Genomic DNA, 22,891 nt, shown 5'->3' on the forward strand with positions numbered 1-22,891 from the left:
CGCTACGACGTGGTCGATCCCAAGGACTGGCGCGAGCTCAACCGCGCCGTGACGCCGAAGTCCGGCTCGGGCGGCATGGAGGGCATGGACCACTCCCGGATGCCCGGCATGAACATGCCCGGCATGGGCGGCAAGCGCGACACGGGAGGGCGGTGATGGGGCCCGCCTGTAACCAAACCCCGCCCGCCCCCGGACTAACCCACAAAGGGAACTCACGGATGACCTTGCCTCAGACTCGCGGGTCCGGCGCCCGCCGGGGAGCCGCAGCGTCGCTCGGCCGTCGCGCCCGGACCGCTGCCCTCCTGGCGTCGGTCGGGGTGCCGCTTGGCGGCTGCGTGGGCTTCTCGGCCGACGGCGGTCTCGGACCGGCGCACAGCTACGCCGCCCTGGAGTTGAGGAAGGACATCGTGAAGGTGTCCGACGAGATCGCCGCGACCGGCGCGGCGGCGCGCGCGGACCAGCTGCTGCGGCGCCCCCTGACGCCCGACAGCGCGGTTCAGGTCGCCCTCCTGAAGAACCGCGCCCTGCAGGCGTCCTTCAACGACCTCGGCGTGTCGGAAGCCGAGTTCGTCCAGGCGACCTTGCCGCCGGTCCCCCGGCTCTCCCTCAGCCGGACCGGGGGCGATTTCACGCTGGAGGTCGAGCGCTCCCTCACCGCGAGCCTCATCGAGCTCCTGACGCTGCCCGTCCGCATCCCCATCGCCCAGAACCGTTTCAGGGCGGAGCAGTACCGCACGGTCGGGCAGGTGCTGCGGCTCGCCGGCGAGGCGCGGCGCCAGTTCTATCGCACGGTGTCGGCGAACCAGTCCGTCGCCTACCTGGAGCAGGCGCTCGCGAGCGCCGGCTCCGCCTCCACCCTGGCCAAGCAGCTCGGCGAGACGGGCGCGCTGAACAAGCTGGAGCAGGCGCGCGAGCACGCCTTCTACAGCGAGCTCGGGGCGCAGCTCGCCAAGGCGCGCGTCCTGCAACGGGTCGAGCGCGAGAAGCTGATCCGCCTGCTCGGCCTCTGGGGGCGCGAGATCGACTTCAAGCTTCCGAACGGCCTGCCGTCGCTGCCCGGCCGGTTGGTGAGCGGCACCCAGATCGAGGCCGAGGCAATCAAGAAGCGCGCGGACATCCAGACGGCGCGCTTCGAACTCCAGTCGCTCGCGGGCCAGTACGGCCTCAACCAGGTCAGCGGCTTCATCAACGTGCTCGATGTCGGCTACTCCGACCGCTACGAGCGCGCGAAGGCCTTCGAGCCGAACGAGCAGGGCGGCTTCAACGTCACTCGCGACAAGAGCTTCGGGCGCGGCTACTCCATCGACCTGGTCATCCCGATCTACGACTTCGGGACGACGGTCGTGCGCGGCGCGCGGGAGGCTTATCTCGGCGCCGCCCATCGCCTCGCGGAGAAGGCGGTCAACGCCCGCTCTGAGGTGCGCGAGGCCTACCAGCGCTACCGCGGCCAGTACGACATCACCCGTCACTACCAGGGGAGCGTTCTGCCCCTGCGCAAGACGATCCAGGACCAGGCGTTGCTGCAGTACAGCGGCATGCTGATCGACGTCACCACCCTGATCATCGACGCCCGCTCTCGGATCCTGAGCAACATCCAGGCCATCGAGGCCCAGCGCGACTTCTGGATCGCGGCGACCGACCTCAGGGCGGCCGTCATCGGCGGGGGCTTCACCGGCGAAGGCTTCGGCGGCGAATCGGCCGGGTCCGAGGCGGTGGCCGGCGGCGGTGGCGACACCCTCGCTTCCGCCACGCCCGGCGGCTGATGCCGCATCGCACGAGACCCATGGAGAAACCGATGACTGACATTTCGCGCAGGAACCTGCTCGGGGCCGGCGGACTGGTCCTCGCAGGGACGTCCATGATCAGCGGGCGGACGCAGGCCGCCGGCCTGCCCGAGGCGCCCTCGATGGACAAGGCAACGACACAGCCGCCCCTCGTGCCCACCACCGGGGTGGACTACCAGCCGGTGGTGACGCTGAACGGCTGGACCCTACCCTGGCGCATGCGCGGGGACTGGAAGGAGTTCCACCTCGTGGCCGAACCCGTGGTGCGCGAGATGGCCCCTGGGATGAAGGCCCATCTCTGGGGCTACAACGGCCAGTCGCCGGGTCCGACCATCGAGGCGGTCGAGGGCGACAAGGTCCGCATCTTCGTCACCAACAAGCTGCCGGAGGCGACCGCCGTGCACTGGCACGGCCAGACGCTGCCCAACGGCATGGACGGCGTGGCGGGCCTGAACCAGCCCGGCATCCCGCCGGGCAAGACCTTCGTCTACGAGTTCATCCTCAGGCGCTCGGGCACCTTCATGTACCACCCCCACTCGGACGAGATGGTCCAGATGGCGATGGGCATGATGGGCTTCTTCGTCGTGCATCCGCGCGACCCGGCCGAGCGGCGGGTCGACCGCGATTTCGTCTGGCTCCTGAACGCCTACGACATCGAGGCCGGGTCGTACGTGCCCAAGGTCAACACGATGCTCGACATGAACATGTGGTGCTTCAACAGCCGGGTCTGGCCGGGCATCGACCCCATGGTCGCGCGCCAGGGCGACAAGGTGCGGATGCGCTTCGGCAACCTGACCATGACCAACCACCCGATCCACGTGCACGGGGTCGACTTCAAGGTCACGGGCACCGACGGCGGCTGGATCCCGCCCGAGCGCCAGTGGTTCGAGGTGTCCGCTGACGTCGCGGTCGGCCAGATGCGGGCCATCGAGTTCAACGCCGACAACCTGGGGGACTGGGCGGTCCACTGCCACAAGTCGCACCACACCATGAACGCCATGGGCCACTCGGTGCGCACCTACATCGGCGTGAACCTGAAGAGCACGGCGAAGCGCATCCAGAAGATCGCGCCCGGCTACATGCCGATGGGCTCGACCGGCATGGGCTCCATGGCCGAGATGGAGATGCCGCTGCCCGAGAACACGCTGCCGATGATGACCGGCGCCGGCCCGTTCGGATCGGTCGAGATGGGCGGCATGTTCACCGTGCTGAAGGTCCGCCCCGACGTGGCGCCCGGCGATTACAGGGATCCGGGCTGGTACCAGCACCCAGAGGGCACGCTGGCCTACGAGTGGACCGGCGAGCCCCTGCCCGAGCCGACGCGGGCGCCGGACACGCCCAAGGGCCGGAAAGCCCGCGAGACCGACCTGCGCGTGGTCGACCCGCGCAAGCGCCGGACGGCCTCCAACCCGGGCGGTCACGGAAACCACTGAGCCGGCGATGCCGGATGTCTTCCAAGCTTCCGCCGGAACGACGCCCCGATGCGGGCGGGCACCGGCGGACGGGTTCGGGTGGACCTAGTCCGCCCGAAAGCCGCTGCGCGGGCGCCATCGCCCCTCAACAAGTGCCCGTGCAGCGGCACAACGACCATCAGGAGAATACGATGAGGAAGGTACCTCCCTTCGCCCTCGCCGCGCTGCTGGCTCTGGCGAGCCCGGCCTGGGCTCAATCGGTCAAGGCCACGGTCACGAAGGTCGACCCGGCCGCCGGCAAGGTCACGCTGGACCACGAGCGCATTCCGAAGCTCGACATGGACGCCATGACCATGGCCTACAAGGTCAAGGACCCGGCGATGCTCAAGGACCTGAAGTCCGGGGACAAGGTCGAGTTCGACGTCGACGAGGCCGGCGGCCAGTACACCGTCACCCAGATCCAAAAAGCCAAGTAGCGCCTCGAACGGGCCCGCCGCGCGGGCACGCCCGATCACGCGCGGCGGCCCCATGCCGCGGAGGAAATCACATGCGACGTCTATTGCTGTCGGCCGCCATGAGCGTGGCGCTTGCGAACCCGCTCTCGGGCGGGGCCTGGGCCCAACCCGCCAAGGGTGCCCCGGCCGCCCTGGAGCGCGTGCGCGAGGTCATGGCGGACCGGTTCAAGAACCTCAAGCTGACCGGGGACCCGGATCGGGACTTCGCCGAGCTCCTGATCGCGAGCTACGAGCAGTCCCTCTTCCTCGCCAAGGCGCAGCTCGATTACGGCGGCGACCGGCAGCTGCGCGAGACCGCGCAGAAGATCCAGGACGAGCAGCAGCAGAAGATCGACGCCCTCAAGGAATGGCAGGTCCGGAGCCGGCAGTCGGACTACCGGCCGCAGCCGAACCAGACGCCGTCCGGCGAGGGTCCGCTGGACCGCAAGGCGCAGGCGGGCGGCTCGACCCAGCCCGCGTCGCCGTCGCCCGCGCCGGCGTCCCCCGCCAAGCCTGCCGCGGCCCAGCCCCCTGCCAACACGCCCCTGGTGAGCGGGACCGTCCAGAAGGTCGACGAGGCCGCCGGCAAGGTCACGCTGGACCACGAGCGCATCCCGAACATCGACATGGACGCCATGACGATGGCCTACCGGGTTGCCGACCCTGCCATCCTCAAGGGGGTGAAGGCCGGGGACCGGGTCCGGTTCTCCGCCGACCGGGTGAACGGGCAGCTTGCCATCACGCGCATCCAGAAGGCGCGGTGAGAAGACGGATCCGACGAGAGCGCTCATCCCAGTTCGTCCGACGGCCCCCCCGCACCTGACGCGTGGGCGGCCCGTCTCTGAACCGGTCACTCAGGACACATCCATGCAAACCGCCAAGATCGCCTTCCTCACGTTGCTCTCGGCCGGCATCCTGGCGACGGTCGCCGCCGCGGCCGTGATCTACGCTGGCGTCTTCAACGTCGCCGCGACGGAGCCGCACTGGGCCCTGACCTCGTGGGTGTTGGAGACGGCACGGGTGCGCTCGATCCGAGCCCACGCGGCCGGCCTGCTGCCGCCGGCGGGCTACGACGAACAAGCCAAGCTGGTGCCGGCCGTCGGGCACTTCGCCGAGCATTGCGCCACGTGCCATGGCGGACCGGGCACCAAGCGCAACGAGGTCGCGGAGGGCATGTATCCTGAGCCGCCGAATCTCAAGGAGGCCGCGAAGCGCTACAGTGCGGGCGAGCTGTTCTGGATCCTGAAGAACGGGATCAAGATGAGCGGCATGCCGTCGATGGCGAGCGACGGGGACGAGATGCTTTGGGCGACGGTCGCGCTGCTGCGGAAGCTGCCGGAGATGACCGACGACGAGTACAACGACCTGTGGATGCAGGCACAGGCAGGCGACGCTCATGCCGGAATGAACCACGGCGCCGCCGGGACGGACGGCACGAAGGCAGCGGAGAACCCCTCCAGCACAGCGCAGCCGGACGGCGGCGCGCGCCACAAGCACAACCATTAGCGGGAGCCGTACGACGCCGGCGCCGAGGCAGGGTACTTCCTGTGAATGCTCCACCTGCTTCCGACAGGCCGAGACCTGTTCCGCGTAGAATTCTGATGTACGTGCACGCCCTCGCAGGCGGCGGAGCAGAACGCGTGTGGGCAATCCTCGCCACTGAATTCTGCAAGTTCGGACATGAAGTAGTTGTGGCCGTTGATTACGAGGCCCGGGAAAACATGGCTCATTTGAGCCCCGATGCTCGGCTTGTCGTGTTAGGAGGCGGACATCTACGCTCAACGGCGCGCCTTGCCGGGCTGATACGTCGCGAGCGGCCGGACGTCACGATCTCCGCGCTGGCCTCCTCAAACCTCAAGCACACGGTGGCAGCGGTCCTGGCCGGCCGCTTGCGCCGGAGCGTCATCACGTACCATGGCTATACGGCGAACGAGCGTGGGCTTCTCAGCCGCATCGGCTACCTCGCCACGCCGCTTCTCACCCGGATGGCCGCTCGTACAATCGCCGTCTCGGACGGGCTTGCCCGATACCTGCAGGAGAGGCTTGCGGCCAATCCGAGCCGCTTGAGCCGGATCTACAATCCGGTCCTCTCTGATCGCGTGGCGGAGAAGGCACCCAACCGGACCGTGCCGGTCATCCTTTCCGTGGGTCGCCTGGACCATGCGAAGGATCATCAGACCCTCCTGCGCGCCTTCGCCAAGGTACGACAACCGAGCGCGCGCTTGGTGATCCTCGGCGAGGGGGTCGAGTATGCGCGTCTCGAAGCCGAGATCGACCGCCTCGGCCTGTCCGGCCGGGTCGAGCTTCGCGGCTACGTCATGGAACCCTGGCCGGCCTTTGCGGAGGCGAGTTGTCTCGTTCTGTCCTCACGCGTCGAGGCCTTCGGTCTTGCCGTGGTTGAGGCCCTAGCCCACGGCATGCCGGTCGTCGCGACGGATTGCGACGGGCCGCGCGAGATCCTGCTCGACCCGGCGCTTGGGGTTATCGTTCCGGTCGGCGACGCCACGAAGATGGCCGAGGCTATCGAAGCCGTCTTGGAAGATCCGGGCGACGCTGAGAGACGCCGGCGGCGCGCGGCTGACTTCTCCCCGCGGCGCGCGGCCACGGCCTACGACGCCTTGTTCGAGGCAGTTGTGGAACGGGATAGCAGTCTTCGCCCCTCCCTGTTCGGGCGACATGGAACCTAGAAAACCGCGCCGAAGACGCGTTTACCACCGATTTCTGGCTTGTTACGAGGAAAGCACGATGAAGCTCTTCGCGATTCCGTTGGTTCTTGCCCTCAGCCTCGCATCCGGTTCTGCCCTCGCCCATGGCGAGGCACCCAAGGCCGCGCACGGCGGCCTCGTGCAGGAGGCCCAGGAGCTCTGGCTGGAACTCGTGGTGAAGGACACCGACGTCACCGTCTACGTCCTGGACGAGATGCGCAAGCCCGTTCCGGCGGCCCAGGTCTCGGGCACCGCAACGGTGCTCGTCGGCGGCAAGAGCTACAAGATCGACCTCAGCCCGGCCGGCTCCAACAGCGTGCAGGGCAAGCTGCCCGTCGCGGCGAGTGGCCAGGTCGTGGCAACGGTTTCGCTCAAGGTCGGCGGCAAGGCCGCCTCCGCGCGGTTCACCAACAAGGCTTGAGCGGCCGGGATCACGAAGCCGCCGCAGGTGCGGTAACGGTCGGCGAAGCGGCTAGCTGTCAGGCAGGCCGTTCGCCGGTCGCCCCAGGAAGCCCCGGCCCGGCCTGCGGTCGCGAGCCTGCCGACATGACACCGGCCGCCTTCATCGATGCCCTGGCGGCGCTTCGCTTCCGTGACGCGTTCAACCCCTACGCCGTGGTCTGTCCGGATCACGACGGGGCCGACGCCCCGCAGATCCGGAGGGAGAACCTGCGGCTCGTTCCGGAGGCGGCCCTCGCGGGAGGCGTCGATCCGATCTGGATAGCGCGCGACCTCGGGTATCGCGGCGGGCGGCGCACTGGCCTGGCGCTCACGGACGAGGCTCACCTCCCCGCCCATGCCGGCCTCCATGGGCAGTTGCCGCTCTCACGGGCCGCCCGGGGGCCGGCGGTGGCCGAGCGCACCGCGACGGTGACCTGGCAGGTCCTCCGGCACCTGCGGCGCCCGGTCTTCCTCTGGAATGTCTTCCCGCTCCACCCGCACGCCTCCGGCGGCCCGCTTCCCAATCGCTGCCACAGCCGGTCTCGAACGGCAGGCTTCCCCCCACCTCCTCGAATGGCTGGTCTCGGAACCGCGCCCTCGCACCATGGTCGCTATCACGAGGGACGCTGAGGCGGCCCTGGCGGATTTGGGCATGACGGCCGAGCGGGTCCGCCACCCCAGCTACGGTGGCTAGGGCGAGTTCATCGCCCTGATGGGAGAGTTGTACGGCTTGCCCGCCAAGGTCCAGCGCGAGGTGCAGCCGACGCTGCCTTGAGGGCGGGACAGCCGCCGGGCCTTGCCCAGAGAAGCCATGCGGGCCCGCGCCTCGGACCTGTCTCGCCAGACCCATCAGCCGCCCCGGCCCGGAACAGGCGGCCTGAAACCTTGTCGCCGAGACGACAGCGCGCAACCTACGCCGGCGCGACTTTCTGGGCCGACGGTTCGATGCGCGTGCGGCGTGGGCGAGAGAAGCTGGGTCGCCTTACTTTGCCTTGAGTGTGATCTCGGTCTACGCCACCGTAAAGGTTCGCGAGGCAAGGGAGGAACGGGTTGGACGCGGCGGTTCGTGCGCGATTGCTCGCCTCCATGGAAGCGGGGCGCCTCGTCATACTCTGCGGTGCCGGATTGTCGATGGCGCCGCCGAGCTCCCTACCGTCGGCATGGTCCGTGGCCACCAGTTGCTACGACCGGTATGTCATGAGCATCGACCCCGCGTGCCCGCCGGGGTTGCGCGGCGACCTGGAAGCCTTGGCGGAGATCTTCGCGAGGGACGACACCCTCGGCTCGGTCTTCATCGAGGCCCTCGTTCCCTGGGAGAGTTTCGTCAGGCCGCCGAACGCCGGCCACGCGGCGGTGGCGGACTTCCTGATCACGCGCATGGCTGCCGGCGCCGTATCGGCGAACTACGACAACCTGATCGAGCGCCGCGCACAGGATTACGGGTTCGACCTCGCCGCCTCGCTCGACGGCGACGAGGCCACCGTGCGGGCCCGCATGCACGCGCCCTTGCTCAAGTTCCATGGCTGCTCGGTGCGCGAGCGGCGCGCCACCGTCTGGACGGCGTCGCAGCTCACCGAGGACGGCGTGATCGCCGCGCGCATCGCCAAGACCAAGACCTGGATGGCGGCGAACCTGCGCGAGAAGGACCTGCTCGTCGTCGGCTTCTGGTCGGACTGGTCCTACCTCAATGCCGTTCTCGCCGAGGCGATGACGGGCGTCGCGCCGCTGTCGGTGACCCTGGTCGACCTCGCGGGCGAGGACGTCCTGCAGGCCAAGGCCCCCGAGCTCTGGACGTTGGCCAATTCGGCGAACGTCCGCTTCGCGCATGTCAGGCGCTCGGGGGCCGAGGTCCTCGACGAACTCCGCCGGGCGTTCTCCCGGGCTTACCTCCGCAAGGTGCTGCACGCCGGACGCGCCGCGGTGGAGAGGGAGACGGGGGCGGCGTGCGAATCGGCCTGGCTCGATCCCCCCGATCTGGGCAGCGAGGACCTCTACGGCCTTCGTCGGGACGCCGAAGGCGTGCCGGCCACCGCCGCCGCGACCTTGCGGAACCCCGGCCCTTCCGAAGTCTTGGGCTACGCGCACCTGTTGCTGCGCCGTGCCGGCGCCGTCCAGACCTCCGTCGGCTATGATCTCGCCGGCCGCCGGGTCAGGGTCGTGAACGGTTCGGGTACGCTGCTCCAGACGACGCAGGACCGGTTCAGGGAGACACCGTTCGAGGTCGCCGACGTCGTGGTCTGCGCCGGCGCCGTCGACGTCGGCCTGCCGGTGAACCTCGTGCGGGAGGGGCGCCCGGGCGACATCATCCGGCCGGGCGCTTCGGCGGCGTGGCTCGACCTTCCCGCGGCACGCCAGGAGCTCGGTGTGTGATGGACATCGCGACCCAATCCGAGGTGCTGCTCCGCTCGGCCGGCTACGAGACTTGGACCTGGCCGGGCGGCAGCGTGCCGGTCGTCTGCTTCGAGAATGCGTCCGTCGCCGGCTTCCTGCACGTCTTCGGGAGCGGCGAGAGCCTGCTCGCCGACTGGCGGCAGGTCCAGCAGGCCACGCTCGGCCGACATGCGGCCTCGCTGCGGTCCGCGGGCGCCAAGGCCTGGAACGTCTACGCCTTGTTCCTGGCCGGCGGTGCCGAACCCGGCCTCGCGCGGCAGATCGAGCGGATCGAGGAGAACTTCTCCATGACCCGCAAGATCGCGCGCGGCGACCTGCGCACGGCGGCCGACCTGCGAAGGACGTTGTTGCCCCTCCTGCCGGTTCTCAGCGCGCCCGTGATCGGCGGCGCCGACTACCGCGCCCGTCTGCGGTCGCGGTTGAGCGACGTTCCGGACGCCGCGGTGGCCGCCTTCCTGGGCGCCGCGAGCGCTTCCGACGTGGCGCGCATCCTGGTGGATGCGCCATGAGGCTCGACTACCTCGAACTGTGCGGCTTCCGGGGCTTCCGGGAGCGCCAACGCGTGGATTTCGGCCCCGGCTTTACCGTCATCTGCGGACGCAACGGCGTCGGGAAGAGCACGCTGTGCGACGCGGTCGAGTTCGCGCTCACGGGCCAGATCGACAAGTACCTCGTCGACAAGGCGGCCAGGGAGAGCCTCGACGACTATGTCTGGTGGCGCGGCGAGGGGCAGCCGGAGGCGCACTTCGTCACGGTGGGGTTCCGTGCCGATGACGGGAGCGGCTTTGCCGTGACGCGCTCGCGCGAGACCGGCGCCGACCGGGACGCGGCCCGCATCGAGGCACTGCTCTGCGTCCCGGGCGCGAAGCCCGAGCGGGCGCTGCAGCAGGTCTGCAGGACCTCCATCATCCGCGACGAATGGATCGCGGCGCTCAGCCTCGACCTGACGGAAACGCAGCGCTTCGAGCTCGTGCGGGCGGCGCTGGGCGCCATCGAAGGCCCGGATTACGCCGCCAAGGCGCGCGAGGTCATGTCCTCCGCCGAGGGCGCGCACAATACGGCCGCGCACGCCTACGAGGAGGCGCGCGCGCGCCTGACGGCGGCGTTGACCGATCTGGAGGAGACCCGGGACGTCGCCCTGCAGGCCGGCGACATCGCCGCCGCCCTGTCCAGCCTGGACGGACTGACGCCGGCCGGCGGCCAGGACTTGGGCAGCCGGGTCGCGGCGGCGCGGCAGGCGCTGGCCCGCCGCCGGCTGAGCCTCGGCGAGATGGGTGGGGTCGCGGACGAGGTTCGCGCGGTGACCGCGCTGCGCGACACGGTCGCCGGCCCCGATTTCCGCGCGGGCCGGGACGCGGCGGCGGTGGCGGCGGCCGAGGCCGAGGCCGCGGTCCGGGCGGCCCGCCACGCGCTGGAGGCTGCCGAGGCGCGCCTTCACAAGGAGCAGGAGACCGACGCGCTCGCCGCGTCGCTGGCCATCCTGGTCGACCATGGCAGCCGGGTCGGGCTTCATGACGACCGCTGCCCGCTCTGTCGCGCGCCGCAAGACGCCTCCGAATTCGAGACGGGGCTCGCGGCTGCGCGCGAGCGGCTCGCCGCCCGGCGCTCGGGGGTGCCGGAGGCGCGCGCCGAACTCGCGGCGGCCCGGACCCGGCACGAGGCCGCGGCCGAGATCCTGCGGGAGACCGAGGCGGCGGTCCTCCGGTTCGCGTCCGCCGAGGCCGAGCTGTCGGCCCGCGAAGAGGCGCTGTCGGCCGAGCTCGTGCGACGCTCGCTGGACGGGAAGCTCGCGCACGACGCCGGCGCCCTCGACGCGGCCGTGCAGGCCGAACGGAGCCGGTTGATCGACCTGGAGCGGAGCATCCTCACCTTGGAAGCCTCGCAGGCGGTGGAACGCGTGACGGACCTAGAAGCGCATCTCGAAGCGCTCCGGGTGGAAGCCGACGCCGCGGCGGACCGGCTCGCGCGGGCCCGCGCGGCCGTGACCGCCGCCCGGACGCTGGACCGTACCGTCCGCAGGACGAATGCCGAGATCATCGACGAGCGCCTCGCGGTCATCAGCCCGCTGCTGAACGAGCTGTATCAACGGCTCCGCCCGCACTCCGAGTGGCGCACCATCGATTACGGCATACGCGGCGACGTGAAGCGCTTCCTGAGCTTGAGGGTCGGCAACGGGCTGAACCCGCAATTCGTGTTCAGCAGCGGGCAGAGGCGTGCGGCCGGCCTGGCCTTCCTCCTCTCCGTTCACCTGTCCCGACCGTGGTGCACCTGGCGGACGCTCATGCTCGACGACCCGGTCCAGCACATCGACGATTTCCGGGCCCTGCACCTCGTCGAGGTGCTCTCAGCCCTGCAGCGATCGGGCCGGCAGATCGTCTGTGCCGTCGAGGATCCGTCGCTGGCTGAGTTGCTGTGCCGGCGCCTGATCAGCGAGCCCACGTCGCCCGGCCGGCGTCACGACCTGGATCTGGTTTCCGGGGGCGGGGCCTCGATCACCCGCTCGACGGATATCGCACCGGCAATGGCCGGCGTGCTCGGGAGGACCAGGGACCTGAGTGCGGCCGGCTGAAACGGCGCGGGTATCCGCCGGCGTCGCGGCCCATCCGGCCGGGGCAAGTGTCCCACCCGCGATAGACGCGCCCGTACCCTCGACGACGGAAGGCTGCGCGCGTGCGACGGCCGTGCTCGCCGCGACCCATCGGCGATGGGGACGTCCGTCGGGACAGGCCGGCGGTGCCAGCGCTCCCCACGGCGGCGGCCCGGTCCCAGTCGTTGGCCCCGCCGACCAAGCCCTCGTCGCCGGCGAGCCCGTCCCGGTCGTGCGCGGGAGCGTCCAGGCCGGCCGACCTCAGCCCGCCACGGCGGGCCAAGCCTGCGGCGGCCGGGAGACGAAGGCGGACCGGGATTCGGTCGCCCGCCGCCATGCGTCCACGAAGGCACCGAGGTGCGGGCGCGCCGCCCGTTCGGACTCCAGGTACCGGATCAGGCCGTCGATGGCAGCGTCGTGGGCCTCCGGGCCGGTCCTTCCGGTGAGGTGCGCCCAGCGCAGGTACAGCACGAAGAGGTTCAGGCAGTCGGTCTCGCAATAGGCCCGCACGCGCCCGATCTCGCCGCGGGCGATCATGGCGGCGACCTGCGAGCCGTGCTCGCCCAGCTTCCCGGGCAGGGCCAGGAGCCCGGCGGCCTCCTCCAGGGTCAGCCGCGCGCAGGCCCCGAACTCGGCCAGGACCTCCATCAGGTCCGCGTGCCAGTCTACGGCGTAGCGGTGGCCGTAGCCGTCCCACTTGGTCCCCCTCCTGTACCAGGAGGGCACCGCGATACCGTGCATCAACGAGCGCAGCAGGAGCGTGGGGAGGTCGAAGCTGCGGCCGTTCCAGGTGACGACCCTGTAGCGGCCGGCCGCGAAGAACTTCCAGAAGGCCCGCAGCAGGCGCTCCTCATCCCATCCAGGCTCGCCCCCGCTCCGGCACGACCGGATCTGGTATGCCTCGGTTCCGGTCGCCGCGTCGCGGGCGATGGCTGCCTCGACGAAGGAGACCGCGACCACCTTGTGCCAGGCCGCCTTCGGAAATTTCTCGGACGGCCAATCCGACGGAACCTGCTCCTCGTCGGGCACCGTCTCGATATCGAGGACGAGCAACGCCTGGTGGAGGCCGGCCGGCTCCGCGACGCCGGTCCGCGCCTCCGGCCGGTCCGGACGGTGTCTCTGAGGCGCCGCGGGGGCGTGGCCGTCGAGCAACGTCGCGCCCGCGGCGAGGCGGGCCGCGCCGCCCGGCGCCTGGAGTCCGGGGCGCGCGGTCACGTTCGCGATGGCGTTGAGGGACATGTCGAGACCTTTCCGGGTTCGCGCCGCGGCGGGCTGCGGGAGGCGGGGCTCAAAGGGGCTTCCCGTGGTCCGCGGCAGCCCTCGCAGGCTCGCTGGGCGGAAAACGGAGGGGAGAGGGTTCAGACGCAGACGACGAGCGCCGGGTCGAAAGCCCGGTTGCCCTGCCTCCGCCATGGATTGGCCAGCACCCGGGTCCTTCCGATGTGATAGTCCGCCGCCGCCGGCACGCGGCCGTGGACCCAGAGCGCCGGCGCGCCCCATGCCCGGAGGACGTCCTCCAGGTCGGACGCGAAGGTCGTGGCCTCCCACTCCTCGCACTGCCACTCCGGCCAGCCCGGATGCAGCGAACGCGCCGACGGCGCGTGGTGGGTCAGGACCACGGCCCGGTCGCCGGGACGCACCCCGGCGGCCAGCGATGATGGCGGGACCGAGATGCCGTTGGACTGGATAACGACGCTCGTGAGGAAGTCCTCGATGTAGGCGCGTGACCGGGCATGGGCACCGGCCGCGTCGTACGGGCCCCAGGTCCGGTCGCGCTCCGCCAAAATGTTGTCGCCGCCCCGCCACATGTTGCGCGCGCGCGCCCGCGCGCCGCCGGCGTATGCCGCACCGCCGAGCGCCCAGTCGGTCCAGAGCGTCGCCCCCACAACGTGGACGGCAGCCCCCCGCCCGTCGTCGAGCCGGACGGCCTCATCCATCAGCACGGTGATCCCGAGTTCACGCCCCCTCTCGCGCCCGAGCCGCAGGGTCTCGTGCGGAGGCAAGCCGCCGCGGTACTCGCTGATCCCCGGCACCAGCACCACGGGTCGGCCGGCCCTCCGGTCGCCGAGCGCCCCGGCGAGCCACTCGACCGCGGCCACCAGCCCCTCGGAGATCCCGCCGGCGACCAGCAGGGCGTCATGGTCCGGAAGCGGATCCGGCAGGGCGAACGCGCCGTCGCGGACGGCGAGGTCGGACATGATCCAGAGCCGCATCCCCTCCGACCGGGCGGGAAGCAGGGGGGTCCGCGCGTTGGAGGCCGCGGTCGCGTCCAGGCTGCGGCGGGCGCGCCCGGGCCGGAAGACCGGGGGCAGGACATACGGTTCGGGCAGGATGCGGCCTGACAATGTCCGGGGTTCTCCGTCGCGAAGCGGCGGGCAGGGGCGCCGGCCGCGCTGTGGGGTGGGGCGAGTGGCGGTCAGTGCCTGACGGCCGCCTGCTCCCGGTGGCGCAGCAAGACGTCCAGCATCCGGCGGAGGCGGCGCACCGAACCGCCCCGCCACGCCCTGCGGAGGACCCTCACCTCCTCGCCCGTCAGCCCCTGGACCCAGCGCGGGTCGGTCCCGCGCTCGGCCGCGGCCTGGGCGAGCAGGGCGGGGAGCAGCGCCTCAAGATGCTCGGGACCTGGATGCGGGAACTCGATCCGCCTCAGCCTGTCGAGCAGGGGCGCCGGCAAGTTCCAGTCCACGTTCGCCGTCGCCACCACGGAGACCCAGGAGAGGTCGAGCTCCGCCTGCACGCAGGGGTCGGGGAACCGTGCGGCGGTCTCGGGCTCTAGGAAGGAAATCATGCCATCCCAGAGCCGTCCGTAGTCGCTGCGGGTCGGTGCCTTGTCCACCTCGTCCACCAGGACGAGGGGGTTGGCTTGCAGGAACCGGTTCACCGCCATGAACGGTCGCGCCGGCTCGGCGGAGTACCACCGCCGCTCCGTGCCGCCGAAGCTCGCCCCGGCGTCGTTCGAGCCGTCGACCCGGAAGACCCCGGTCCCGAGCTCCTCGCCCAACCGGCGGACGAAGCGCGACTTCCCGCTGCCGGGCGGGCCCACGATGAGGAGGTGGCCGAGGCGGACGAACGGCTTGCCCACCAGATCGCATAGGACGAAATCGACGGCCCCGCCCGCCTGGGGGAACTCGTAGAGCAGCCGGCGCCGGACGCGCACGAGATCGGGCGTCGGGACCAACGGGAGGGGCTTGGCGATGGACTTCTCGTACCCCTTGGTCACGTCGCGGCCCTTGCCGGAGCCGGTGGCGCCGATGGCCGGACAGACCAGGACGTGTCCCTCGGGCACGCCCGCGTCGGGCTCGTCCGCCGGCGCGGGCGCGGCGCTCCCGGGCATCTCGGCGGTCTTGCGCGCGGCGGCCAGCTCGGCGCGCCTGCGCTCGGCGGCGCGGGCGCGCCGCTCGACGGGTCCGAGCGCCGCCTCGCCGAACCGGAGCGCCGCGCTCCCGATCCCCTCAGTCCCGTAGTAGCGCTCGGTCTCGCCGACGGCGAGCGCGGACAGGCCGAGCGCCAGGGCGCGGGCCTGCACCCGCAGGTCCGCGATGGCCGCGTCGATGGCCTCGACCCACGCCCGGCGCAGAACCTCGGCCCGGGCGTCCTCGGGCATGGGCAAGGGCAGGAGTCCGTGCCGGCCCGCCTCGGCCGAGACGAAGTTGTCGTCGTCGTCGTCGAACTCTTCCGCCATGTCGAGGAGCCGGAGGATCGCCGCGCTCTCGTCGATGCGCGGCAGCTCCCGCCATATCGAGGCGGCCAAGCGCGCCGCGGCCGACCGGTCGGCGGGCGAGGCGGTCAACACGAGGACCGCGTCCGCGATCTCCCGGACCGTGACGGAGTCGTGGGCGGCCGCGAACCCGTCGAGGAGGCCGACGAGCGTGCGGGCCTCCGAGGGATGGACCTCTGACGGCCGCTCATCGCGGCCGTCAGAGCGCAACCTCAGGACGCGCCTGAGCAGGGCCCTGGGGCCCCGCGGCGCCGTCCCGGCGGCCATCTCCGGAAGGTCGTCGTGGATGTCCCGCGCCGGTCCTTGCGCGATCCAGGCCAGGACCGCCTCGCCGAGGCCGGCGTCGACGGCCCCCGCGTCGCGCGCCAGCATCACCGGCACCCGACCGTACAAGCCGTCGGGATCTAGGCCCGCACGCAGGATGCGCGGCAGGTGGCGCAGGACGATCCTGCGCGCGAGGCTCGGGGGTACGACAGGACCGGTCAAAGGAAATTCGTCCTCCATCTTCGTGGTCCGACGCGTCAGGCTTCGCCGCGCTGGCCGAGGCGCAGCCAGCCCTCCTCCGTCAGCGCCCATCTGAGGTTCGGGTCGAGCGCCCACATCCGGCCCGTGAGCACGGCGCTCCCGTCGATCACGCCGACGATGGCGGGAAGCGGCTGCGAGGCGGGCACCCAGCCCTCGACGAGGGGGGCCCACGCGAGCTCCCTGCGGATCGGCGACGCCCCCGCGACGACCCGCTCCAGGCGGCCGAGCAGCGTGCGCAGGGCGGCGACCTGCTCGTGCAGGTCGGCCGGAAGGTAGGCGGTCATCCAAGTCCCCCGTTTGCCGCGACGCCCGATGCGGGAGGCGTCCTCACGCGCCGACCTCCACCACGAGATCCGCGCGGAAGGCCGGGTTCTCGGAGCCGTACCCGCGGGGGTTGCAGATCACCCGTGTGGCGGCGTGCACGTAGTCGAGGCTGGCGTGGACGTGACCGTGAACCCAGAGGGCGGGGCGCCGGTCCTCGATCATCGGCCCGAGATCGGAGACGAAGGCCGGGTTCAGCGGGTCGCCGGCGAAGACCGGCGCGACGGAGGCCGGTGCCGGGCCGTGGTGCGTGACCACCACCTGGGGCAACCCGCCGGGGGTCTCCCGGAGGACGGCGTCCAGGAAGGCGCGCGAGGCCTCGTGCAGGCCGAGCGCCTCCTCCGGGCGGAAGGGCCGCCGCGCGTGGCCCCAGCGGATGCGCCGGTGGTCGTTGAGGCCACGGCCGGCGGCGTCCATCGCCGCCCGCCGCCGTTCAAGGCCATCGAGCGCATAGTCGGTCCAGAGGGTGGCCCCGCAGAACCGGACGCCGCCGAGCGCGACCGCCTCGTCCTCCAACAGGTGAATGCCGGCGGCTTGCGCGGCGGCACGGCCCAGCGCGAGTTCCTCGCCGTGGATGCGGCGGTAAAACTCGTGGTTGCCGGCGACCATCACGACCGGCATGTGGCGTCCGAGCGCTTCGGCCGCCCAGTCCACCGCGGCGCCCAGCCCCTCGCAGACGTCGCCCGCGACGACCACCACGTCGGCTTCGGGGATACGGGCCGGGTTCCACGGTGGCCCTCCCACTCCTTGGTGGAGGTCCGACAGGATCCAGATGCGCATGGGTGCCGTCCTTGGGCGATTGGGATGCGGGGCAGGGGTTCTCGGCCGGCGCCGGGGCGAACCGGTCCCGGTCGGTCACGGCCGCGGCGCCGGCGGGACGCGCGGCACCCAGGCCGCCCACCGCGCGGCGAGTTCGACCAGGTGACGCTCGTCCGGACGTCGGCGCGCCAATCGCCTCAGCGCGCTTGCGAGGACGACCGGGGCGGTTCGATCACCGCACAAGGCACGCAGCAGCAGGGCGCTCGCGACGGTGTCGGCCGCCGGTCCGCTCACCCCTTCCAGGCGCAGGACCGTGAGCGCGATGCGCGTGGTCGCGACCGGATCGCCCCGGAGCGCGGCGTCCCAGCGTCGCCGGGCGCAAGGGGGTTCGACCGCGCGCAACACCATGAGGAGCGAGCGCGCCGTCGCGGGACCGAGGGACTGCGGCGGCACGACCCGCCACAGCCTGAGCATCGGGGGCGCGCGCCTCAGCGCGGCGTTGGCGGCGGGCGGGCACGCGGGAGCGGCCGGGCAGGCGTCGCGGCGCCCGGAAGCGGGTCGGGACATGTCAGGCTATCTCCATGGCGTCGGGATGGGCGGGAGGGCGCGCGCTCACTGGAGCCCCGCCGCCGGCGTCGCCTCTGCCGGTGTCCCCAGGCGATAGAGGCGCGACAGCGTCCGCGCCCAAGTTCTTCCGTCCGTGGCGAAGACGTCCGAGGTGAGGGTGGGGCGCCCGGAAGCGATGGTCGGGTGGCCGAAGGAGACGCCGGCAAGCACCCGCGTCCGGCCGCTCAGAAAACTCCAGGATTCCATGAGCGGCGCCCGCGCCATCTCCTCCGGAGCCGGTCCGCCTTGCTCCAGCGCCTCCAGCGCGTCGGCGAGGTCGCGCAGCCGGTCGCAGAGCCGCCGCTCGTCGGGGGTGACGGGCATCTCGGGATCGAGGCCGAGCGCGCGGGCGAACCGCCCGCTGTCGAGGGAAGCGACGAAGGGATCCTGGGCGGCCACCTCGATGGCGGCGAGAAGGAGCATGCCCTGGCGCACCGTTCCGGCCAGCGGATGGCCCGCCGCGACGGCGTGCGTCTCGGATCGCGTCGGCGCGGGCAGGGCCACGGGCAGGAACCGGCAGCCGTCACCGGCGCCGGCGCGGCGGAGGAGGGGGCGCATCGTCTGTTCGAAGCGCGTGGCGTCCGGGCCTCCTCCGGCCCGTCCGGCCCCGAGCAGCCAGACCGGGGCGGCGGATCCGGGCTCCGGCCCCACGCCGGAAGCCTGATCCGCCGCCGCCCGTCCCGAGATCACCTGTTCCCCGCACTGGCCGAGGGCGAAGGCTGCGAGGCGCTCCTCCATGGCGCCCGGACCGACAACGACCACCGACAAGGCCGCCGCCTCGCGCAAGCTGCGGTAGGGGAGCCAGGAGAGCGGAAGGTCCAGGACGACGTCCCGCGCCGTCGCCTGCGCCTGCCTGATCAGATCCTCCGGATCGTCGAAGGTGACGAGGTCGCCGGGTTCGGCCTCGACGACGCACAGGGCCTCTGGCATCGTCTCCGGGATCCGGGCAAGGCCCTGTCCCCGCTCGGTGATCCTCAGCAACGTGGCGGGCCGTGCGGCGGTGGTCAGGGCGTGGGCCGCCGCGAGGGCGGCATGGGTCGCGGCCGAACGGCCATCGGCCCCGTAGAAGGCGTAGAGCATGGAGCAGTCCCATCCCGAGAGAGCGGAGCGGGCCACGGATGCCGGCGATGGAGTGGGACCACGCGCGGACGGGCGAGCTCAAGCAACGAGATGGAACTATACCACGGGTGTAATATTTTATCACGAGCAAAGCAAGCCGCCGCTCGACTTATCCTCAGCCAACGTCGAAGCGCTGGAGCCCGGCGCCCCCCTTCCGGGCGTTGTGTGCCAAGCGGCTCGCGAGTTGCTCGGCCTGACGCAGCTTGAGTTCTCGAAACTCTCGGACGTGAGCAAGAAAACGATAAATGATTTCGAGAACCAGAAGGTGGAGCCCCGAAGCCGCGTGGTCCGCGCCTTACGCGAAGCCCTGGAGAACCGTGGGGCGCGCTTCTACCGAAGTGGCGAAGCGATTGGCGTTCTGGTCAGCAGGCCGCACGTGAAGCGCGATGACGCGGAGGATGGCACCGGGCGAGGCTAAACAGCTTGGTTCCGCGAAGAGATCTTGCCTCTACATGTGGGTACGTTTCTACCGGCATCGGCTTGCGGTGGTCGAGCAACAGGGCTGGACGTCACGGGATCGCTCGCATCCAGCCGTTGCCCACGGTTCCCCAGGGAAGCGGGTGTCAACCGTCGGACCTGGAGAACCAGGCTCGGCGCCCTGGCAAGACCATCGCTTCCAAGATGCGGCCTCGCCCCGCTCAAGCCAGCCCCCCGCTATTGCGGGCGCCTGAGGTCGAGAACGACCCACCCGAGGATCGCTGCCGTGAGGGTTGCGATCACGGGCATCGCGACGCCATCGTGCCCCGGCCGAGCGTCTCAGGCGCCGACCAGACGAAACTGCGGCTCGCCGGCTGACCTGCCCGTTAGGCGCGATGCGCAGCGGGTCTGGTTCCGGCCGCATGCCTTGGCTTCGTAGAGGGCGGCATCGGCCAAGCCGTAGAGGTCGGCGTCGGTTATCCCGGTCGCCAGCCCGATGCTGACCGTGACGGCGCCTGGCGCGATGCCGGCCGAGGCGATTGCCAGTCCCGACACCTGGGCGTGCACCCTCTCGGCGACGCGCCGCGCGCCCGCAGCGTCGGTGTTCGGCAAGAGCAGCACGAACTCCTCGCCGCCGACCCGACAGGCGAGGTCGCCGGGCCGGGGCACGGCAGCCTTGAGGCAGCCGGCCAAGCCCTTGAGCACCTCGTCACCCACAGCGTGGCCGTAACGGTCGTTGTAGCGCTTGAAATGGTCGGCATCGACGACGAGCAGCGACAGCGGGTTGCCCGTGCGTCGGGCGTCCTCGCAAGCCCGGGCGAGGACCTGCTCGAACCGGCGGCGGTTCGCAAGGCCGGTCAGCGCGTCGGTGCGCGAGAGGCGGGCCATCTCGGCGTGCATCTCCGCGCGGCGGCGGAGCTCGCGGCCGAACAGCAGCGACAGCGTGACCGTCAGCCCGCACAGCACGAGTACGACGGCGGCGATACCGAGCGCCTTCGTCCGCCATGCGGCCTCGACCTCGGCGGTGGCGACGGCGACGTTGAGGACGAGGGGTAGGTCGCCGACCCGCGTGAAGGCGTAATGGCGCTCGACGCCGTCCCGGACCGAGGTGCCGACGAAGGCGCCGCCGCCCTCGCGCACGAACCGGTCGAAGTTCCGGGTGCCGGCGATGTTCACGCCGATGTCGGCCTCGACGTAGGGATGGCGCACGACGCGCGTGCCGTCCTGCATGTAGAGGTTGATCGCACCCTCATGACCGAGGCTGATCCGGTCGAACAGCCGGGTGAAGTACGATAGCTTGAGCGTACCAAGCGCAACGCCGCCGAACGAGCCATCGGGGTTGGCGATGCGGCGGCTGAACGGCAGCATGCGCTCCCCGGTCAGGCGCGAGATCAGCGGTCGGCCGATATGGAGGCCGACGTCCGAGCGCGCCTTGTGGACCTGGAAGTAGTCGCGGTCGGCGTAATTGCCCTTGCGCGGAGGGACGGCGCCCGCATCGGCCGCGACGTCACCGTCGGCGTCGATGACCAGCATGACCCCGAGGTCCTTGGCGGTGGCGGCCCGGTCGAACAGGATGAGTTGGCGCAGCTTGGGGCCGGCCCCCGCCGCCTCGGGCGCACGCAGGTTCTCGACCGCCGCCTGCAGGGACAGGTCGATGAGCTCGACGTTGCGGGCAATGTCACGCTCGATGACCTGCAGTAGGTTCTTCGAGGTTTGCTCGGCCTTGTCCCAGGCGTCACGGCGCACCTCCAGCAGCAGGAGCCCTGACGTGACCAGCATGCCGACGGGCGCCAGCACGCTGAGCGCGACCCAGTTGCGGCCGGACCGGAGGATGCGCGGGAGGCGCCGAGGCAGGATCATCGCGCGGCGTTCCCCGGCTGCGTTGTCGTCGCTTCGATCCTGACACGCCGAGACCTAACGGGTCTTTGCGAGTGCGGAAGGGTTGTCCGGCCCGCCCACGCCTGACGGACGGGCTCGCCGAGGCAATCGGCCGCGCGAGCCTCGACCTGCTCGTCACCGACGAGACGCCCCCCCCCGGGTCCTGCGCTAACCGCGAGCCTGACGTTCGATCACCCGGCTGCCGGTCAGCGGCGTCGTGAGCGCTGCCTCACCGCTCCTTGTACCCGTGAGATGAAGAACGCGGGGACGGCGAAATAGGAAGCCGAGCCAGGTGCCGCGGATGAGCCGCTCGAAGAGAAGAGGCAGTACGACGGCGACGCTCATCACGGCGAGCGAGGCCAATCCGACATCCTCGATCACGCCCGTCTTCACGATCAGGCTGCGCCAGGCGGCCATTGGCAGGAAGAAGGCAAGATAGATCACGATGGAGCGCTTCCCGCAGGTACGCAGCGCCCCCGTCACGACGCCTCCCGCTTCGGCCAGCAAGCTGGCAAGTGCGACAATCGCCAGCGCGCCCGCGAATCCGGCCGCGAGACCCACCCCCGGCAGGCTCGCGAGGGTCGGGTGGTCCGGGATGCCCGACGGCGTGAAGGCGAGCCAGCCCTCGGCCAACGCCCAGGCCCCAAGGCTTGCAAGCGCCAGCCGCCGGTAGCGCCGCACGGCATCGGAGAAGGCAAAGATCTGGTCGGCCAGGAGGTAGCCGCCGACGAAGTAGACGTAGCGGGCGCAGAACTCCTCAACGAGGAAGGAGGAGGTTTGGACCGGCATGATCTGCAACAGCGCGGCGGTCCCGAGAAGCGCCGGGCCAGGCAAAGGCCGCAGCAACTTCGTCACGATCGAGAACACGGCGAGGAGATAGATGAACCACAGCGTTGAGTAGGGCTCGACGAGGGCGAGGGCAAGGTGAGCTAGGAAGGCCGGGATGCCCCCATCCCCGGCGACGGTCTCGTACTTCAACGCCGACTGAAGCAGCAGCCAGAGCAGGTAGAAGTAGGCGAAGTGGATTATGCGCCGGTCGGCGAAGCGGCGCCAGTCACGGTCCAGCACCCGTCCGACGAACAGACCCGAGAGCAGGAAGAAGTCCGGGATCCGGAACGGCTTGGCGAAGGCGACGACCGGGTGCAGGAAGCCCTCCCCACCCATCGCCTCGCCGGTGCCGAGGGTCGAGTGCATCATCACCACGAGCAAGATGCAGATGCCCTTTGCCACGTCGACCCAGGCGTATCGGAGCTCCTCCTCCGCTTGAGTTCTCGCCCGCCCGCCCACGATCCGTCCCCGTATCCCAGCCCGGGGCCGAGTTTCGCCGGAGCCGGTTAAGCGAGCGGCAGCACCGGCGCGCGACCGTCCATGATGGACAACGGAACTTGAACGAAGCCGCGGCCGCGGTACCAGCGCACGTTCGCCGATGCGCCGACCAGCCCCCCCGGACGAACTGCCCTGCGTCCCGTGGCGCGTTGCGAAGCCGCGTCGAACCCGTTCCGGCGCGCTCCAGCGGTGTCCACGGCTTGCGCCCGAGGCCGCCCGGAGGCGGCACAACTTCAACCGATAAGGGCCGGGAAAGCGCAGCCGGGGTTGCCGCCGGCGCCCGGCGTGGTGTCATCGCACCGCTCTCCCGCGCCACCGTCACCAGGCCGGTCGGGCAAACGCGCGCTCGGCCACCGGGACATCGTACCTCGCTCCGGCACGCTCAACGTCTCACGCCATACGGTCGCC

At 71.0% G+C, this 22,891-nt stretch carries 21 protein-coding genes; 12 read left to right on the plus strand and 9 right to left on the minus strand.

Annotation, left to right across the window (positions count from 1 at the left end; genetic code table 11):
* The first annotated feature begins 155 nt into the window (after positions 1-155).
* From MFF56_RS25005 to MFF56_RS25055, 11 genes are all read left to right on the plus strand, one after another.
* Complete coding sequence (locus tag MFF56_RS25005; protein WP_238231518.1) at positions 156-1,763, plus strand: TolC family protein; 1,608 nt, start codon at positions 156-158, stop codon at positions 1,761-1,763.
* A gap of 32 nt (positions 1,764-1,795) precedes the next feature.
* Positions 1,796-3,217 (plus strand): multicopper oxidase family protein, encoded by a 1,422-nt coding sequence (locus tag MFF56_RS25010; RefSeq protein WP_063112023.1) that lies wholly within the window; start codon positions 1,796-1,798, stop codon positions 3,215-3,217.
* 170 nt (positions 3,218-3,387) lie between these two features.
* Entirely contained in the window at positions 3,388-3,672 is a 285-nt protein-coding gene (locus MFF56_RS25015) for a copper-binding protein (RefSeq protein WP_012454462.1), read from the plus strand.
* A 71-nt stretch (positions 3,673-3,743) separates the two neighbouring features.
* Entirely contained in the window at positions 3,744-4,454 is a 711-nt protein-coding gene (locus MFF56_RS25020) for a copper-binding protein (protein WP_012454463.1), read from the plus strand.
* Positions 4,455-4,557: 103 nt separating this feature from the next.
* Positions 4,558-5,196 (plus strand): c-type cytochrome, encoded by a 639-nt coding sequence (locus MFF56_RS25025; RefSeq protein WP_009864849.1) that lies wholly within the window; start codon positions 4,558-4,560, stop codon positions 5,194-5,196.
* Between the two features lie 95 nt (positions 5,197-5,291).
* Positions 5,292-6,377, plus strand: coding sequence for a glycosyltransferase (locus MFF56_RS25030; RefSeq protein ID WP_012454464.1), 1,086 nt, complete (start codon positions 5,292-5,294; stop codon positions 6,375-6,377).
* A gap of 58 nt (positions 6,378-6,435) precedes the next feature.
* Positions 6,436-6,816 (plus strand): adenylosuccinate synthase, encoded by a 381-nt coding sequence (locus MFF56_RS25035; protein ID WP_066923919.1) that lies wholly within the window; start codon positions 6,436-6,438, stop codon positions 6,814-6,816.
* Positions 6,817-6,941: 125 nt separating this feature from the next.
* Positions 6,942-7,466, plus strand: coding sequence for a uracil-DNA glycosylase family protein (locus MFF56_RS25040; protein ID WP_012454465.1), 525 nt, complete (start codon positions 6,942-6,944; stop codon positions 7,464-7,466).
* Positions 7,467-8,033: 567 nt separating this feature from the next.
* The gene (locus tag MFF56_RS25045) at positions 8,034-9,206 is read left to right on the plus strand and encodes an SIR2 family protein (protein ID WP_238231521.1); all 1,173 of its coding nucleotides are present in this window, start codon (positions 8,034-8,036) and stop codon (positions 9,204-9,206) included.
* Positions 9,206-9,736: a hypothetical protein gene (locus tag MFF56_RS25050; protein WP_012454467.1), complete on the plus strand. Its 531-nt coding sequence runs from the start codon at positions 9,206-9,208 to the stop codon at positions 9,734-9,736. Before MFF56_RS25045 ends, MFF56_RS25050 begins: the two co-directional genes overlap by 1 nt.
* Positions 9,733-11,796, plus strand: coding sequence for an AAA family ATPase (locus MFF56_RS25055; protein WP_066923915.1), 2,064 nt, complete (start codon positions 9,733-9,735; stop codon positions 11,794-11,796). Before MFF56_RS25050 ends, MFF56_RS25055 begins: the two co-directional genes overlap by 4 nt.
* 279 nt (positions 11,797-12,075) lie before the next feature.
* Here the strand turns inward: MFF56_RS25055 and MFF56_RS25060 are convergent, their stop codons facing one another.
* The 7 genes from MFF56_RS25060 to MFF56_RS25090 all read right to left on the minus strand — a co-directional run bounded on the left by MFF56_RS25060 (position 12,076) and on the right by MFF56_RS25090 (position 18,823).
* Positions 12,076-13,053 carry a 3'-5' exonuclease gene (locus tag MFF56_RS25060; protein ID WP_012454469.1) on the minus strand — a complete coding sequence of 326 codons (978 nt, stop codon included), beginning with the start codon at positions 13,051-13,053 and terminating at the stop codon, positions 12,076-12,078.
* Between the two features lie 119 nt (positions 13,054-13,172).
* Positions 13,173-14,159 carry a metallophosphoesterase family protein gene (locus tag MFF56_RS25065; RefSeq protein WP_012454470.1) on the minus strand — a complete coding sequence of 329 codons (987 nt, stop codon included), beginning with the start codon at positions 14,157-14,159 and terminating at the stop codon, positions 13,173-13,175.
* Positions 14,160-14,230: 71 nt separating this feature from the next.
* Positions 14,231-16,018: an AAA family ATPase gene (locus tag MFF56_RS25070; RefSeq protein WP_238231523.1), complete on the minus strand. Its 1,788-nt coding sequence runs from the start codon at positions 16,016-16,018 to the stop codon at positions 14,231-14,233.
* A gap of 35 nt (positions 16,019-16,053) precedes the next feature.
* Positions 16,054-16,341, minus strand: coding sequence for a hypothetical protein (locus MFF56_RS25075; RefSeq protein ID WP_009861606.1), 288 nt, complete (start codon positions 16,339-16,341; stop codon positions 16,054-16,056).
* A gap of 43 nt (positions 16,342-16,384) precedes the next feature.
* On the minus strand, positions 16,385-17,158 hold the full coding sequence (locus MFF56_RS25080; protein ID WP_012454472.1) for a metallophosphoesterase: 774 nt from the start codon (positions 17,156-17,158) through the stop codon (positions 16,385-16,387).
* A gap of 75 nt (positions 17,159-17,233) precedes the next feature.
* Complete coding sequence (locus MFF56_RS25085; protein ID WP_012454473.1) at positions 17,234-17,704, minus strand: hypothetical protein; 471 nt, start codon at positions 17,702-17,704, stop codon at positions 17,234-17,236.
* 45 nt (positions 17,705-17,749) lie between these two features.
* Positions 17,750-18,823, minus strand: coding sequence for a hypothetical protein (locus MFF56_RS25090; RefSeq protein WP_012454474.1), 1,074 nt, complete (start codon positions 18,821-18,823; stop codon positions 17,750-17,752).
* On the opposite strand from MFF56_RS25090, the gene MFF56_RS25095 reads away from it, so the two are divergent.
* On the plus strand, positions 18,822-19,280 hold the full coding sequence (locus MFF56_RS25095) for a helix-turn-helix domain-containing protein (protein WP_081435397.1): 459 nt from the start codon (positions 18,822-18,824) through the stop codon (positions 19,278-19,280). The genes MFF56_RS25090 and MFF56_RS25095 overlap by 2 nt on opposite strands.
* Before the next feature lie 338 nt (positions 19,281-19,618).
* Here the strand turns inward: MFF56_RS25095 and MFF56_RS25100 are convergent, their stop codons facing one another.
* The gene (locus tag MFF56_RS25100; RefSeq protein ID WP_012454476.1) at positions 19,619-21,139 is read right to left on the minus strand and encodes a sensor domain-containing diguanylate cyclase; all 1,521 of its coding nucleotides are present in this window, start codon (positions 21,137-21,139) and stop codon (positions 19,619-19,621) included.
* Positions 21,140-21,325: 186 nt separating this feature from the next.
* A complete protein-coding gene (locus MFF56_RS25105) occupies positions 21,326-22,444 on the minus strand; it encodes an acyltransferase family protein (protein WP_066918771.1) in 1,119 nt (372 codons plus the stop codon).
* Between the last annotated feature and the right edge of the window lie 447 nt (positions 22,445-22,891).

It is taken from the genome of Methylobacterium hispanicum (assembly GCF_022179285.1).
Classification (GTDB): Bacteria; Pseudomonadota; Alphaproteobacteria; order Rhizobiales; family Beijerinckiaceae; genus Methylobacterium; species Methylobacterium hispanicum.

Coding starts and splice junctions, on each gene's coding strand:
- MFF56_RS25095 (WP_081435397.1), top strand. CDS start 18,822: ATGGAGCAGTCCCATCCCGAGAGAGCGGAGCGGGCCACGGATGCCGGC.
- MFF56_RS25080 (WP_012454472.1), bottom strand. CDS start 17,158: ATGCGCATCTGGATCCTGTCGGACCTCCACCAAGGAGTGGGAGGGCCA.
- MFF56_RS25035 (WP_066923919.1), top strand. CDS start 6,436: ATGAAGCTCTTCGCGATTCCGTTGGTTCTTGCCCTCAGCCTCGCATCC.
- MFF56_RS25020 (WP_012454463.1), top strand. CDS start 3,744: ATGCGACGTCTATTGCTGTCGGCCGCCATGAGCGTGGCGCTTGCGAAC.
- MFF56_RS25025 (WP_009864849.1), top strand. CDS start 4,558: ATGCAAACCGCCAAGATCGCCTTCCTCACGTTGCTCTCGGCCGGCATC.
- MFF56_RS25075 (WP_009861606.1), bottom strand. CDS start 16,341: ATGACCGCCTACCTTCCGGCCGACCTGCACGAGCAGGTCGCCGCCCTG.
- MFF56_RS25040 (WP_012454465.1), top strand. CDS start 6,942: ATGACACCGGCCGCCTTCATCGATGCCCTGGCGGCGCTTCGCTTCCGT.
- MFF56_RS25045 (WP_238231521.1), top strand. CDS start 8,034: ATGAGCATCGACCCCGCGTGCCCGCCGGGGTTGCGCGGCGACCTGGAA.
- MFF56_RS25030 (WP_012454464.1), top strand. CDS start 5,292: ATGTACGTGCACGCCCTCGCAGGCGGCGGAGCAGAACGCGTGTGGGCA.
- MFF56_RS25055 (WP_066923915.1), top strand. CDS start 9,733: ATGAGGCTCGACTACCTCGAACTGTGCGGCTTCCGGGGCTTCCGGGAG.
- MFF56_RS25060 (WP_012454469.1), bottom strand. CDS start 13,053: ATGTCCCTCAACGCCATCGCGAACGTGACCGCGCGCCCCGGACTCCAG.
- MFF56_RS25090 (WP_012454474.1), bottom strand. CDS start 18,823: ATGCTCTACGCCTTCTACGGGGCCGATGGCCGTTCGGCCGCGACCCAT.
- MFF56_RS25005 (WP_238231518.1), top strand. CDS start 156: ATGGGGCCCGCCTGTAACCAAACCCCGCCCGCCCCCGGACTAACCCAC.
- MFF56_RS25050 (WP_012454467.1), top strand. CDS start 9,206: ATGGACATCGCGACCCAATCCGAGGTGCTGCTCCGCTCGGCCGGCTAC.
- MFF56_RS25100 (WP_012454476.1), bottom strand. CDS start 21,139: ATGATCCTGCCTCGGCGCCTCCCGCGCATCCTCCGGTCCGGCCGCAAC.
- MFF56_RS25010 (WP_063112023.1), top strand. CDS start 1,796: ATGACTGACATTTCGCGCAGGAACCTGCTCGGGGCCGGCGGACTGGTC.
- MFF56_RS25015 (WP_012454462.1), top strand. CDS start 3,388: ATGAGGAAGGTACCTCCCTTCGCCCTCGCCGCGCTGCTGGCTCTGGCG.
- MFF56_RS25085 (WP_012454473.1), bottom strand. CDS start 17,704: ATGTCCCGACCCGCTTCCGGGCGCCGCGACGCCTGCCCGGCCGCTCCC.